Origin of the sequence: Streptomyces sp. NPDC002785 (assembly GCF_040295565.1) — a bacterium.
Taxonomy (GTDB): Bacteria; Actinomycetota; Actinomycetes; order Streptomycetales; family Streptomycetaceae; genus Streptomyces.
In genome coordinates this window covers 1-13305 of the sequence record NZ_JBEOVN010000194.1, presented here as the reverse complement: position 1 = coordinate 13305, position 13305 = coordinate 1, and the positions used below count along the sequence as shown (strand labels likewise).

Below are 13305 nucleotides of genomic sequence, written 5' to 3'. Positions count from 1 at the left end.
TGGACCCTAGACAAGTCCCATCGTTGCTGGTCAGGAGCACTCTTCGCATTTCCGATCACACCTCGGACACCCACCCACGTGAAAGCCCGAGGCTAGTGTGCCTCCGGCCAGAGGAAAGGCCCTCCTGGTCGGAGGGCCTCACGGTCGTGCGGGCAGTGCGCCCCAGGCAGGACTCGAACCTGCGGCCAAGCGCTTAGAAGGCGCTTGGCCCAAACTTGCGGATGCATGTCCTGACCTGCTCTAAGAAGCCGTTGTCGTACCGAGAGGTTCGGCTGCGGGTCGAACTTGGGTTCCCGGTTGGGTGATCGGCTTGTGGCCGGGCATGAAAGCAGGGCCTCCTGCACAGCTCATGGGTGTTGAAGTCCATTCGAGCGTCAGGAGGCCCTGTGCCTCAGTGTTCCGTGCCGGTGACCGTGGAGTCCAACCCGGATACCCCGTCGTGTGACTGTCTCGCCCATGTGTACGGGAACGCGGCCGACCATGGTGAGCGGACGCGTCATTACCCGTCGGACATGACGGACGAGGAGTGGGCCGAGGTCCGTGCCGCGATGCCGGTGCCCGGCTGGCTGGAGGGCCGTGGCGGGCAGCCGGAAAGCTACTGCCACCGGCAGATGGTCGACGCAATCCGCTTTCTCGTCGACAACGGAATCAAGTGGCGGTCGATGCCCGTGGACTTCCCCGCCTGGGACCGGGTCTATGCGTTCTTCCGCCGATGGAGGGACAAGGGCCTGGTCAAGGAATTTCACGAGCGGCTGCGTGGGAAGGCCCGCGAGGCGGCCGGCCGGGATCCGGAGCCGACCGCGGGCATCATCGACGCCCAGTCGGTCAAGGCCGCCGCGTCCGTGCCCGCGTCCTCACGCGGCTTCGACGGCGGGAAGAAGATCAATGGCCGTAAGCGACACATCGTGGTCGACACGACGGGGCTGCTGCTGACGGTCATGGTCACCGCGGCGAACGTGACCGACCGGGAGGCGGGTCACGTTCTGCTGGCCCGGCTGGCCGAGCGGTTCTTCCTGCTGAGGCTGGTCTGGGCCGACGGCGGCTACACCGGGCCCCTGGCCGACTTCGCCGCGAAGGTGCTGCGTCTCGCGCTGACGGTCGTCAAACGTAATGCGGACGCTTCGGGCTTTGTGGTGCTGCCCCGCAGGTGGGTGGTGGAGCGGACGTTCGGGTGGCTGATGCGTTCGCGCCGCCTGGTCCGCGACTACGAGAGGCGGGCCGACACGTCCGAGGCGATGGTGCTGTGGTCGATGACCATGGTCATGAGCCGCCGCCTTGCGAAGCGGCGACGCTGAAGGAGCCCGGGGTGTTCTCGACGAGCCAGCCCCGCGCGGCCAGGCGCTTCGCCTTGGACCGCACCCCTTCGATCTTCGCCGGGACCAGTTCGAGGTCCAGCGCGTCGGCGAGTTGCCGGCAGATCGCCGACCCTTCGCCGGACCGCTCACGATCAGCCAGGACGTGCATGATCCGCTGGTAGTCCGGCGACAGTACCGTCACGTCAAGCCCCTCCCGTCGCACCGGCACCACTGAACGGGGCGCCGCCGGTTTTGGAACAATCGGCTGGGCATCCCCGGAAACTTCCACGTCCTTGGGCTCGCGGGACTCCGACAGCACCTGGCTCACCGTCTCCTTCGCGATCACAAGGCGATCCTGCGCGGCTTCCGCCTCCTCCAGCTCGGCAACGAGCCGGTCCAGCTCGTCCCGCAGCAACTCCACCCGCTGCCGGACAGCGACCTCCCGCTCCTCGAGCAACCCCATCACAGACGGCATCCGGCACCTCCACCGAAGAGAGAACACAACGTGTCATCTCTACTGCAGAGAAAGCGACTTTGCACCTGACCAGCGGAAACCCGGCGAACACCCTCGGAAAGACAACAGCTTCTCAGAACTCCAGTCGCATACGGGCCCCGTGCCCGCGAACGTGCTCGATCACCCTCAACCGGGCTGCATACACGTCGAACTGCAGAGCGACCAAGGCTTTCGGAAGCTTGATGTCGACCACAAGGGGAGCGTAGAGGCCCACCCTCAGCTTGGGAAGCTGGGGGGATATAGCGGTGATTCGGCTGCTGAGCTGCTGAAACGAGAGAATCACGGCCCGCGTCGCCGCGTGTGGCGGAACCGTGATTCCCCGTGGTTCCCCGCTCGATCTGGTGCGGCTGTGGTGCGGTCATCTGCTGCTCGGATTGCCGGAGGCGTCGCAGCAGAGCCATGCGCGAGCCCTTACGAAGGATCGTTCCATACGTGCACGACCGGGGCGCCTTCCAGCGGGAGATGGTCGCGGTAGTACTCCGATTCCAACCATTCCTCGATCACGAAGAGCGGGCGCGACAAAGGCACCTCCCCGATCCGCTGGGCCCGCAGTAGCAGCCCGAGATCAGTCAAGGCGAGGGAGCCATCGGGCGTGTACAGCAAGCAGTGTCCGTGATCGGCAGAGTGGTCCAGGAGGTCACGTCCGCTGGAGTGGTGTATTGACGGCAACTCGGTGATCTCGTTTTGAGGCTATGCGGTGAGTTCGGTGGGCAGGTCGATCTCGCTGGTCGGACTCCCCAACGCGCGCCGCAAAGGACAGGCACGCGTCAACGGACTGCCCACGCGGATGCCGACGCCTTCACCCGCCCAGGCCGGCTTTCGCCTCGGCGACCGTGTCGCAGACACAGAGGACTTGGTCGGCACCGGTAGCCGAGCGTGGCGAGGCGCCCACGATCCGAGAGATCGGCCGGAGCGTCGGCCTGTCGAGTCCGGCGTCCGTGGCGTACCACCTTGGCCAGACGGACAGCTTGGGGTCCTCCGTTTCACCGGGAGGCGTGGTTCCGGGCGGGGTATCGGTCTGCATTAGGAACGGCTGCCCCCGTGAACCGCGGTCTGCTCGCCGGTCGCTTCGGCCACGCGGAGCAATTGTCGCGGTCAACCGTATGTATTTCCTGTCCTCCGCATCGCGATGTGTGACACCGGTGGAGCCAGGTGGTACTTCTGACGCGCCCTAGAAGCGCCCCAATTGCCCCTTTCGCTTATTCGTGACCAACGGATGCTGCGCATGGTTGGCGGGCCGCTTTCACAAGAGGAAGGACACTCATGAAGAAGCGCTTGGTGCTTGCCGGGTCGGCCCTGGTGGCAAGCCTCGGTCTGGGCGTGTCGGCGGTACCGGCTGTGGCGGCCCAGATCGACGTGACCATCGACTGCGACGAGAACGGGTCCCAGAACCTCATCGAAGCCATCAAGGACGCGAACAACAACGGCGGCGGCACGATCAAGCTGGCCAAGCACTGTGCCTACCGGTTCGAGACCTCTTTCGACGGCTTGAACGCCCTGCCCCCGATCACCCGCGACGTGAAGATCATTGGTGACGAGTCGACGCTGATCCGCTCCGTGCGGGGCGACGAGTTCCGAATCCTCCGCGTCGAGGAGGGCGGCAGCCTCACCCTTAAGGGCGTCACGGTGACCGGTGGGCTCCTGACCTTCGACCCCAACGACGACGAAGGCAACGCGGACGGCGGTGGCATCGCCAACGAGGGCTCGCTATGGCTGGAGAAGAGCACGGTCATCGGCAACCAGATCACCGGCGACGGTGGCGGCATCTCCAATGAGGGCGGGCATGTCACTCTGGTGAACAGCCGCGTCCTCACGAACATCGCCTTCGACCAGGACAGCGACGCCGCCGACGGCGGCGGCATCAGCAACAACGCGGACGGCACCCTCACGATCAAGAAGTCAACCATCGCCGGCAACACCTCGGAGGAGGACGGCGGCGGCATCCAGAACCAGGGCACGCTGACCGCCGAAGGCACGCTGTTCTCCAAGAACGAGGCACGTGACGATGACGGCGCCGCCATCAACAACCTGGGCAGCGCCAAGATCAAGGGCAGCGAGTTCGTTGAGAACTACGCCGGCCTCGAAGGTGGCGCCATCAACAACGACCCCTCGAACAACAACACGCTGGAGGTTACGGGCTCGTCCTTCCACCGCAACGTCGCGGGCCGTGACGGTGGCGCGCTCAACAACGAGGGCATTGCGACCCTGAAGAAGAGCACGATCAAGGGCAACCAGGCCGGCCGGGACGGCGGCGGCATTAACAACGAGGAGGAGGACGCCGCAGACCCCGCGGTGCTCACCCTCGACTACACGAAGGTCACTGAGAACCGCGCTGCCCGGCATGGCGGCGGCATCAACAACTGGGTGGGTGCCGAGGTCATCCTGAAGCACAGCAAGATCTTCAAGAACCGCCCCGACAACTGTGCCGGAGCCGTCCCCGGTTGCTGACCTGAAGGTCGCCAAGCCCAGTTCTTCCAAGAAGAGCTGATCACTCGACCGTACGTGACGCACCTGTAGCCCGCTCCGCCCCAGGTGGCCGGGGCGTGGCTGGGTTGCCCGAGCGGCCTAAGGGAACGGTCTTGAAACCGTCGTGGCGCGAGTCACCGTGGGTTCAAATCCCACACCCACCGCGCAGGTGAACGGCCCCTGATCAGGTAAATCGGTCAGGGGCCGTTCTCATTGGCGCTGTCCGTGAGCCACCGTGGTTCCCCCTCAGTTCCCGGTCGATCGGGCACGGCAGGGGCGCGCGGTCACCTACCAGCCCTTGCCGAAGAGTGGCTGGAGAGTGGCGACGACGCTCGAGACGAGCGCCAAGATCCCACCCAAGGAGGCCAAGGCAGTTGTGGCGTTGGGAAAGAGGTCCCGCGCGAGGAGGCGCCACCGTTCGCGCACGACCACCATCTTCATTTTCTGCCACTTATGTTGACGCAAGTGGCAGCCCATCATGACGCCCTTGCTGTTGTTCCTGCATGTTCCGTCTCGCCCTACGGCGCCGCACCACGCCGGAGCCCCGGCCTCGATCGCGCCGACTGATCCGGCGCCGAGAACTTCGACACGCATTCGACACAGCGACCCGCAGAAACCCGGTGACAGCCGGACAGCCCCGGAAGCCTCCCCGTGATCCTCGGGGGAGCTCCGAGGTTTCTGCGGGTCGTCCGATTGGCCCTCTGACCAGCAAAAAGGCCCTACCGAAGTAGTGCCTATGGAGAGGTGCCCCCGGCAGGACTCGAACCTGCGGCCAAGCGCTTAGAAGGCGCCTGCTCTATCCACTGAGCTACGGGGGCCGGGTGGCGGCCTCGGTGGCCTGGAGCCCTGGGGCCGGGCAGGTCGGTGACCCGCCGGGACAAGGATAGGGCTCCGATCGCCTCGACCTGGTTGCTTCACCTGCGTGGCACGATGTGGAGGTTCGGTGAAGCGAACCGATAATCGCAGGTGGGTGGGATTTATGCATCGCTTTTGACGCCTCGCGCCCCGGGTGTTGTGCACTCGTTATGCCTGCGCCCCACTCGTCCTCTCTGTCCTGAGTCCGTCTCGAGGGGGAGAACCGGCGCGCAGAGGCGGTTATACGCTTCAAAAAGGCGCCAAAATTGGGCATTCTTCGCATGTGGTGACCTTGGACGTACCGCCTCAGCTCATCGACGCACTTTCCGCCCTGCGCGACCGTGTCGCTGCCGTGCGTCTTCCACTTCCGCTGCCGGGGGCCGCGCGCGCCCGCCAGACCCGTAGCGAGCTGCTCGCCCAGCTCGACGACTACCTGCTTCCCCGGCTCAGAGATCCTGAAGCACCCCTGCTCGCGGTCATCGGAGGGTCCACCGGGGCAGGGAAGTCGACGCTCGTCAATTCGCTGGTGGGGCGGCTGGTCAGCGAGGCCGGGGTGCTGCGCCCGACCACGCGGACGCCCGTGCTCGTCTGCCATCCGGATGATCACCACTGGTTCGCGGGGGTCCGCGTAATGCCGCAGCTCACCAGGGTCTGGCTGCCGCCGGAGGAGAGCGGGGATCCCGGCCGGTGCGACGACCTCGACGGGCTCGACGGGAGCGAGGAGGAGGACGGGACCGCGCTGCGCGTCGAGACCGCCACAGGGCTGCCGCGTGGGCTCGCGCTGCTCGACGCACCCGATATCGACTCGCTCGTGGTACGGAACCGGGTTCTGGCCGCCGAGCTGATCTGCGCCGCGGATGTGTGGGTGATGGTGACCACGGCTTCCCGGTACGCGGACGCCGTGCCGTGGCACCTGCTGCGTACCGCCAAGGAGTACGACGCCTCGCTCGTCACCGTTCTGGACCGGGTACCGCACCAGGTGATCGCCGAGGTGTCCCGGCAGTACGGGGCGCTGCTCACCAAGGCGGGCCTCGGTGAGGTGCCGCGCTTCACCATTCCCGAGCTGCCCGAATCGGCCGGCGGCGGAAGCGGGCTGCTGCCCACCACCGCGGTCGCCCCGTTGCGGGCCTGGCTCAGCCACCGCGCCCAGGACCCGGCGGCCCGTCAGCAGGCGGTCGGGCGTACGGCAGCCGGGGTCATCGACTCGCTGGACGTACGGATGCCCGCGCTGGCCGGGGCCGTCGCGGCGCAGTACGCGGCGGCCGTGCGGCTGACCGGTGTGGTCGAGGACGCGTACCGCACGGAAGGCACCCGGGTCAGGCGGCGGCTGCGCAACGGCGGCGCGCTCGCCGGGGACGCCCGGACCCGTTGGCGTGGATACCCGATGTACAGCACCTCCGAGGAACTCCTCGAAGCGCTGGTGGAGAGTCTCGCCGCACTTCTGCAGTGCGCCGTGGCCGCCGCCGACGAATGGATCCGCACGACCTGGCAGCGCGAGCCCGCGGCCGGGGTGTTCGGCTTCGAGGATGTCGGCCGGGAGGCCGGGGGGTGGGGGCCCGCCGAGGACATCCGGGGCCGGATCGCCATGGCTGTACGGCGGTGGTGGCGGGTGCTGGAGGAACTGGCCGAGGAAGAGGTGCGCCGACTCGAACGCAACGCCGCACCCGACGCCGAGACAGTGGTGGCGCTCCTGGCCGCCGCACTGCTCGGCGGTCGCCGCACCCGCGGCGCCGGGGAACAGCTCGCCGAACGGATCGGCGCCCAGGGTGCGCTGCGGCTGCGCGACAAGGGCGGCGCACTGCTCACCAACTGCCTCGACCGGGTGCTGGACGGCGAGCGGGACCGGCGGCTCGCACCGCTCGACGCGCTCGACGTGGCCCCGGAACCGCAGGCCGAACTGATCGCCGCGCTGTCCGTACTGCAGAAGGAGAGGTGGCAGCGATGACTGCCGTCATTGACGAGGGGCCCGGCCGGGGCGAGAGTCCCGCTTCTCACGAGGACGGGGACCAGAACCACAGGAACCTGCGCCCGACACCCGACGACGGTCGCGCACCTGTGCCGGAGGCGGGCGGCGGCTGGAACGACGGGCTCATCGCCCGGCGTGCGGCCGTCAAGGCGGCGAACGCCGAGTCCGGGATCGCCCCGGACGACGACGCACGGCCGCCCCAGGTCGAGGCGTACGTACCGTCCGGCGGTCCGCTCCGGCCACGGCTCGACGCGCTGCGTGAACTCGTCGGGCTGTCCAGGGCCAGGCTCGACCGGGCCACCCTCGCCGAAGCGGGACGCGTGCTCGACGAAGCGGCAGCCCGTCGGCGGCTCTCCTCCCGGCACACCGTCGTTGCCATCGCCGGAGCGACCGGCAGCGGCAAATCGACCCTCTTCAATTCCCTCGCGGGCGTCCAGATCTCCGACACCGGGCTGCGCAGGCCGACCACCGCAGCCCCCATCGCCTGCTCCTGGACCGACGGGGCCGCCGGGCTGCTGGACCGGCTCGCCATTCCGGGACGGCTCAGGCGCAGGCCGCAGCAGAGCGGTGCGGACGCCGACGAGGCGCTCCAGGGGCTCGTCCTCGTCGACCTGCCCGACCACGACTCGGCGGCGACCGGGCACCGTGATCAGGTCGACCGGGTGCTTGCGCTGGTGGATGCGGTGATCTGGGTCGTCGACCCGGAGAAGTACGCGGACGCGGCCCTGCACGAGCGCTACCTGCGGCCGCTCGCCGGGCACGCCGAGATCACTTTCGTCGTGCTCAACCAGATCGACCGGCTGCCCGGCGACGCCGCCGACCAGGTCCTCGATGATCTGCGCCGGCTGCTCGACGAGGACGGCATGGCGCTCGGTGAACACGGCGAACCGGGCGCCACCGTCATGTCCCTGTCCGCACTCACGGGCGAAGGCGTGGGTGAACTGCGCGAGATGCTCGGCCGGTTCGTCCAGGGGCGCACGGCAGCGGCGCGCCGGCTGTCCGCGGATGTGGACGCCGCCGCGGCCAGGCTCCGTCCGGTGTACGTCGCCGAGGGGCGGCCCGGTCTCGGCGAAGAGGCCCGCGAGGAGTTCGCCCACCGGCTCGCGGAGGCCGTCGGAGCGGCTGCGGCGGGCCAGGCGGCCGAGCGCGAGTGGCGAAGGAACGCCGGCCGGGCGTGCGGTACGCCGTGGCTGCGGCTGTGGCGCTGGTACGAGTCCACCCGGCGGCCGGGACGCCTGGAGTACCCGGCGCAGCCGGCACCCCCCGAGGAGCGGCTCACCGCCCGGCAACGCGTCGAACAGGCGGTGCGGACGGTGGCGGACGAGGCCACCGACGGGCTGCCCGGCCCCTGGGCACAGGCGGTCCGCGAGGCCGCGGTGAACGGTGCGGAAGGGCTGCCGGAGGCGCTCGACGAGCTGACGGAAAGGGCCCCTGCCGCGGACGGGCGGGGGCGGGCGGTGAGCTGTTCCTCGGGCGGCGCGGCAGGCGGTGCGCAGGGTGCGGGCGGCGCGACGGTTGTGGCGACCGGGGTGGCCGGGGCCTCCGGCGTGGCGCACAGTGGTCGCGTGGGCGGGAAGCCGCCGCGGCCCAGGTGGTGGCCCGCCGCCGTGCTGGCACAGGCATCGATGACGTTGCTGCAGATCTTCGGCGGTCTATGGCTGGTCGGCCAGATCGTCGGCGTACTCGAACCGGGATTCCTCACGCCCGCCTTGGTGATGCTGGCCGGGATCATCGGCGGCCCGCTGGTGGAGTGGTCGTGCGCTGCCGCGGCACGGGGGCCCGCGCGACGGTACGGGCAGGAGGCCGAGCGTCAATTGCGCGAGGCGGCGGCGGCCTGTGGGCGGGCACGGGTGCTCGATCCGGTGGCGGCGGAGCTCGTGCGGTACCGCGAGGTGCGGGAGCGGTACGTGGCGGTGACGGAGTTTTCCACAACTGTTCGGTAGTCCACAGGCATCAGCAGGATTTCCGCCTTCCCTTCAACCTGGGATCAGTGACCGCGCGGGTGTGGTCACTGGAGCCGAAGGCCGAAGGGGAGGCGGAGTCATGAACGACACCTTGGTGACACTGGTGGGCAACGCGGCGACGGGCGTGGAGTTCCGGGAGACCGCGACCGGCGGAATGGCGCGATTCCGGTTCGCGGTGACGCCGCGCCGTTGGGACCGCGAGAAACAGTTCTGGACGGACGGACACACCAGCTTCTACACCGTGTGGGCCTGGCGGACACTGGCGTCGAATCTGGCTGGTTCCGTCTCCGTCGGAGAGCCACTTGTCGTGCACGGCAGGTTGAAGGTGCGCGAGGAGGAACGGGAGGGCCGGCACAGGACGTTCGTGGACATCGAGGCGGTCGCGGTGGGACACGACCTGACCCGGGGGACGGCTGCGTTCCGGCGGGTGATGAGGGCTGATCCGGGGTTGGTGACGCGCTCGGGGAGCGTGGACAGGGTGGGGGACTTGGGCGGGGCGGGTGACTCGGGCGGGTCGGGACGCTCGGGAGGTTCATACGACGTGCCACGGGCCGAACGAGCCCAGCGGGGTGAACGAGCCGAGCGGGGTGAACGGGAGGAAGGGGGTGAACGGAGCGAACTCGGCGAACGAGCCGGGCGGCAGCGAGCCAAGCGGTCGACGGGGCGTCAGAAAGGTGACCAGGAGCTTGCGTCGGTTCCGTGACCGGACCTGGGCGACCTGGGCGGATCGCGGCGGACCGAGGGACACGGAGTCGCGCGCGATACTGGCGATAACGATTCCGATTCGGAATGGTTGTACGACGGTATGACGGGGGATTGTTCATCGCTTCGTCCTTAGGATTCCCAGTACACACGGGGGACTTGAGTCGACTGGCGGGAAAATTCCCACACGCGCATCAGGCACGGAGGGTCTCGCCCGGAGGGGAATTCTGTGTTTTCTGCTTCTTCAGCGACCGATTTGTCGTCCACGGAGACGGCCAATTCTCCACGGCGGCGGGGCATAGCCCGGCTGGCCGCTTCGGTGGTGGCATCCGGTCTGGTCGTGGCAGGCGCCCTCGTCGGCGCGGGCAGTGCGGTCGCCGACGAGGCGCCGCAGCATCAAGGTGGCGCGGCCGCGGTCCTGGACGGGCTGAAGACCTACGACGGTGCTGTGCTCCACGCGGACGGCCGGAATCAGGAGCTGCCCGCCGGGCTCTTCGAGATGACCGTCGACGGCGGCGGCAAGCTCAAGACGTACTGCATCGACATTCACAACCCCACCCAGGACCGGGCGAAGTATCTGGAGACTCCCTGGAACCAGACCTCGCTCGGCGGCAACAAGAACGCGGGCAAGATCCGCTGGATCCTGGAGCACTCCTACCCGCAGGTCGACGACCTCGCGGCGCTCGCCAAGCAGGCCGGCACCGGGCCGCTCACCGAGAAGACCGCGGCGGCGGGCACCCAGGTCGCCATCTGGCGCTACTCGGACAACGTCGATGTCGACGCAACCGACGGCCAGGCCGAGAAGCTTGCCGACTGGCTGGAACACAACGCCACCGACCAGGCCGAGCCCAAGGCGTCCCTCGCCCTGGACCCGGCCGCGGTCTCCGGCAAGTCCGGTGAGCGGCTCGGGCCGGTCACCGTCCGTACCAATGCGGGCCAGGTCTCCGTGACCCCGCCCGCCGACGCCGCCAGCGGTGTCAAGGTCACCGACAAGAGCGGCAAGCCCGTGACCGCTGCGGCCAACGGTGCTGAGCTCTACTTCGACGTACCGGCGGGCGCCGCCGACGGCTCCGCGTCTCTGACCGTCCAGGCCACCACATCGGTGCCCGTCGGCCGGGCCTTCGCCGGGGCGACCAAGAGCCAGACCATGATCCTGGCCGGCTCCAGCGAGTCCACGGTTTCCGCGGCCGCCGCCGCGACCTGGGCCAAGCAGGGTGCGATCCCGGCGGTCTCGGCGCAGAAGAACTGCGCCAAGGGTGGCGTGGACGTCACCGCGAGCAACAAGGGCGACGAGGCGTTCACCTTCGAGCTGGCCGGGGTGAAGCACACCATCGAGGCGGGCAAGTCCGAGACGGTGACCGTCCCGGTCGCCGAGGACCAGGCGTACGACTTCACGATCACCGGACCCGGTGGCTTCTCGAAGACGTTCAAGGGCGTCCTGGACTGCAAGACCAGCGGTAGCGGCACCGGCGGCCTCGACACCCAGACCCAGGGCCAGCCCGCCCCGGCCACGGCCACGGCCGGCGGCAGCTCGACCGGGTCCACGGGCGACCTCGCCGAGACCGGTGGCTCCAGCGCCACTCCGATCATCGCGGGCGTCGCGATCGCCCTCGTCGTCGTCGGCGGCGGCGCGGTCTTCCTCCTCCGCAAGCGCAAGACGCAGTCCTCCGCCCAGTAATCACGGAGTGACGAACAGCAGGCAATCTGTCACGTTTGCCTGATGGTGGCCCCGGTACGCGGACGCGTACCGGGGCCGTCGTATGCCGGAAGGCGGGGGCGGTGCGTGCCGGGGGGCGGGATGGGGTGTACCGCGCTGGGGTGTTGCAACGACCACTAGAGCCTAAGAGCCACTGGGCAGGGGCCGTTCCGGCTGGCGGTGGGTGTGGGATTTGAACCCACGGTGACTCGCGCCACGACGGTTTTCAAGGCCGTTCAGAGGGGGACACAGACACGGTCATGGGCCTCTATCGACTGTTGACGGCTCGGCGCAGCTCACAGCGTTAGGTCAGTTACGCAGTTCGGAGATCCGGGCGTGCGAGTCACCTCTTGCGAACGATCGTGGCTATTACCAGTGCCATGGTCGTGAACATCACTGACACCATGAGCGAGGCGAAAAACAGAGCCTCGATCCACCCAGCGTTCGCGCCGGTGAGCGTTCCGTCCATGGAAGCGCACGCCACCTCCGGCGGGAAACTATTCCTCCGCAGGTCGTGGCAGGCGTTGGGCAGGTCATCGTTGACCACGTATGCATTCACCCAGAGCAGAGCCCAGGTGATCAGGAAAACGCCCAGTGAGGTGAAGGAAACTCCCCAGAGCAGAGTCGGGCGATCCGGTAGAGCCTGGGCGTCTGTCCTGGGCGGTGTCATGGGTCGGCAGCGTACCGGCGCAGCGTCGAGGCCAGGTGTGAGCCACCGAAGCGCCGCCGGGGGACACTCGTAGCGAATGTGCAGCTCAGAGACTCAGGCGTTCGCGTATGCGGGCGGTCTTGAAAACCGTCGTGGCAGCGACTCACCGTGGGGGTGTCTCTCGATCAGCCGGTTCGATGCCTGCTGCCGGCCGCGCAGGATCTTGGCGTAGAACTTCCAGAGAACGGCCGGCGTGTGCCCCGCGCGGCGAGCCACTTCCACGGGGTCGACGCCGGCCTTGATCCACAGGGACACTCCGGCGTGCCGGAGCGCAAGGGCCGCCGCCTGGCCGCCTCTACGACCTGTCCCCTTCCCATGTGGCCAGGCTGATGTGTTCCTGCAGTACTGGTTAGCCGTGCATCGCGGTGCTGTAGACGTACAGGGCGATCACACCGGCGACGCAGGCGAGGATCATCCATGAACCGAAACTGGTGTGTTTCCCACTGCCTATGGGCCGCGCGGCCTTCCCGGACTGATTGGACCGCTTGGACCGCTTGGACCGCCCGGGCGCTGCCCGTCCCGGCGCGACCGGCGCCACATCAGCCGCCGCCTCGGCGAGCAGGCGACGGCAGGTCGCGGCGAGCACGCCTGCACCGGCGGAGAGGGGCACCACGGCTTCCGAACGCGCCGGAGCGGTGGTGCCGCCGTCCAGGATGCGCCCCGCGCGTACGAGGACCTCGTCCCGGCCGCCCGCCGGAGCGAGGCTGATCCACCGCCGCACATGCTCACCCCGGATGACCACACCGCCGGACCGCTCCCGGTACACAGTGTGTTCCCGCCACAACATCGCCGCCAACTCGCTGGCGGTGTCTCTCAGTTGTGCGCTCACAACGCCTCCCCCTCCACCCCGCGGTGAATCGAACAAGCATCGCACTCTAGCGACAGGTGCAGAGCGGGGTTCCAGCAGTCCCCCAGCGGCAGTGCCCGCCCCGGGCAGGAATCCAGTACTACGGGGACACATCGGCCTGGCCCCATGGGAAGGGGCCAGCAGGCAGCGGCCTTGCGCATCGCCGCAGGTCGCAACCAGATGTGTCTCTCCAGTGCCCCTCCCGGCAAGCTTTGCCCCGTCGCGCCGCCCAGCACGCACTCCCCCAAGGCCTTAAGGGCCAGGGGGGACCCCCTTCCGCGTTGGCCAAAA

At 68.5% G+C, this 13305-nt stretch carries 11 protein-coding genes and 2 tRNA genes; 8 read left to right on the top strand and 5 right to left on the bottom strand.

Annotation, left to right across the window (positions count from 1 at the left end):
• Positions 1–386 precede the first annotated feature (386 nt).
• Positions 387–1295: an IS5 family transposase gene (locus ABTZ94_RS30885; protein ID WP_351205642.1), complete on the top strand. Its 909-nt coding sequence runs from the start codon at positions 387–389 to the stop codon at positions 1293–1295.
• On the opposite strand, the gene ABTZ94_RS30880 is transcribed toward ABTZ94_RS30885, so the two are convergent.
• A complete protein-coding gene (locus ABTZ94_RS30880; protein ID WP_351205648.1) occupies positions 1261–1758 on the bottom strand; it encodes a hypothetical protein in 498 nt (165 codons plus the stop codon). The genes ABTZ94_RS30885 and ABTZ94_RS30880 overlap by 35 nt on opposite strands.
• Before the next feature lie 462 nt (positions 1759–2220).
• Positions 2221–2382, bottom strand: coding sequence for a hypothetical protein (locus ABTZ94_RS30875; RefSeq protein ID WP_351205640.1), 162 nt, complete (start codon positions 2380–2382; stop codon positions 2221–2223).
• A gap of 260 nt (positions 2383–2642) precedes the next feature.
• Here ABTZ94_RS30875 and ABTZ94_RS30870 point away from each other — a divergent pair, with 260 nt between their 5' ends.
• The 3 genes from ABTZ94_RS30870 to ABTZ94_RS30860 all read left to right on the top strand — a co-directional run bounded on the left by ABTZ94_RS30870 (position 2643) and on the right by ABTZ94_RS30860 (position 4439).
• The gene (locus tag ABTZ94_RS30870; RefSeq protein WP_351205638.1) at positions 2643–2984 is read left to right on the top strand and encodes a LexA family protein; all 342 of its coding nucleotides are present in this window, start codon (positions 2643–2645) and stop codon (positions 2982–2984) included.
• Positions 2985–3072: 88 nt separating this feature from the next.
• On the top strand, positions 3073–4257 hold the full coding sequence (locus tag ABTZ94_RS30865) for a hypothetical protein (RefSeq protein WP_351205636.1): 1185 nt from the start codon (positions 3073–3075) through the stop codon (positions 4255–4257).
• Between the two features lie 97 nt (positions 4258–4354).
• Positions 4355–4439 (top strand) — tRNA-OTHER (locus ABTZ94_RS30860).
• A 581-nt stretch (positions 4440–5020) separates the two neighbouring features.
• Here the strand turns inward: ABTZ94_RS30860 and ABTZ94_RS30855 are convergent.
• Positions 5021–5093, bottom strand: a tRNA-Arg gene (locus ABTZ94_RS30855).
• 329 nt (positions 5094–5422) lie between these two features.
• Here ABTZ94_RS30855 and ABTZ94_RS30850 point away from each other — a divergent pair.
• From ABTZ94_RS30850 to ABTZ94_RS30835, 4 genes are all read left to right on the top strand, one after another.
• Entirely contained in the window at positions 5423–7075 is a 1653-nt protein-coding gene (locus ABTZ94_RS30850) for an ATP-binding protein (RefSeq protein ID WP_351205646.1), read from the top strand.
• The gene (locus ABTZ94_RS30845; protein WP_351205634.1) at positions 7072–9039 is read left to right on the top strand and encodes a YfjP family GTPase; all 1968 of its coding nucleotides are present in this window, start codon (positions 7072–7074) and stop codon (positions 9037–9039) included. The genes ABTZ94_RS30850 and ABTZ94_RS30845 overlap by 4 nt, the downstream gene beginning before the upstream one ends.
• Positions 9040–9139: 100 nt before the next feature.
• The gene (locus tag ABTZ94_RS30840; protein ID WP_351205632.1) at positions 9140–9763 is read left to right on the top strand and encodes a single-stranded DNA-binding protein; all 624 of its coding nucleotides are present in this window, start codon (positions 9140–9142) and stop codon (positions 9761–9763) included.
• Between the two features lie 228 nt (positions 9764–9991).
• Positions 9992–11440 carry a Cys-Gln thioester bond-forming surface protein gene (locus ABTZ94_RS30835; RefSeq protein WP_351205630.1) on the top strand — a complete coding sequence of 483 codons (1449 nt, stop codon included), beginning with the start codon at positions 9992–9994 and terminating at the stop codon, positions 11438–11440.
• 361 nt (positions 11441–11801) lie between these two features.
• On the opposite strand, the gene ABTZ94_RS30830 is transcribed toward ABTZ94_RS30835, so the two are convergent.
• Positions 11802–12128 (bottom strand): hypothetical protein, encoded by a 327-nt coding sequence (locus ABTZ94_RS30830; protein WP_351205628.1) that lies wholly within the window; start codon positions 12126–12128, stop codon positions 11802–11804.
• Positions 12129–12516: 388 nt separating this feature from the next.
• Positions 12517–12954, bottom strand: a complete 438-nt coding sequence (locus tag ABTZ94_RS30820) for a hypothetical protein (protein WP_351205644.1) — start codon at positions 12952–12954, stop codon at positions 12517–12519.
• Between the last annotated feature and the right edge of the window lie 351 nt (positions 12955–13305).

Bases quoted from the DNA above. Each gene is read 5' to 3' on its own strand.
- ABTZ94_RS30865 (WP_351205636.1), top strand. From the start codon at position 3,073: ATGAAGAAGCGCTTGGTGCTTGCCGGGTCGGCCCTGGTGGCAAGCCTC.
- ABTZ94_RS30820 (WP_351205644.1), bottom strand. From the start codon at position 12,954: ATGTTGTGGCGGGAACACACTGTGTACCGGGAGCGGTCCGGCGGTGTG.
- ABTZ94_RS30880 (WP_351205648.1), bottom strand. From the start codon at position 1,758: ATGGGGTTGCTCGAGGAGCGGGAGGTCGCTGTCCGGCAGCGGGTGGAG.
- ABTZ94_RS30840 (WP_351205632.1), top strand. From the start codon at position 9,140: ATGAACGACACCTTGGTGACACTGGTGGGCAACGCGGCGACGGGCGTG.
- ABTZ94_RS30830 (WP_351205628.1), bottom strand. From the start codon at position 12,128: ATGACACCGCCCAGGACAGACGCCCAGGCTCTACCGGATCGCCCGACT.
- ABTZ94_RS30845 (WP_351205634.1), top strand. From the start codon at position 7,072: ATGACTGCCGTCATTGACGAGGGGCCCGGCCGGGGCGAGAGTCCCGCT.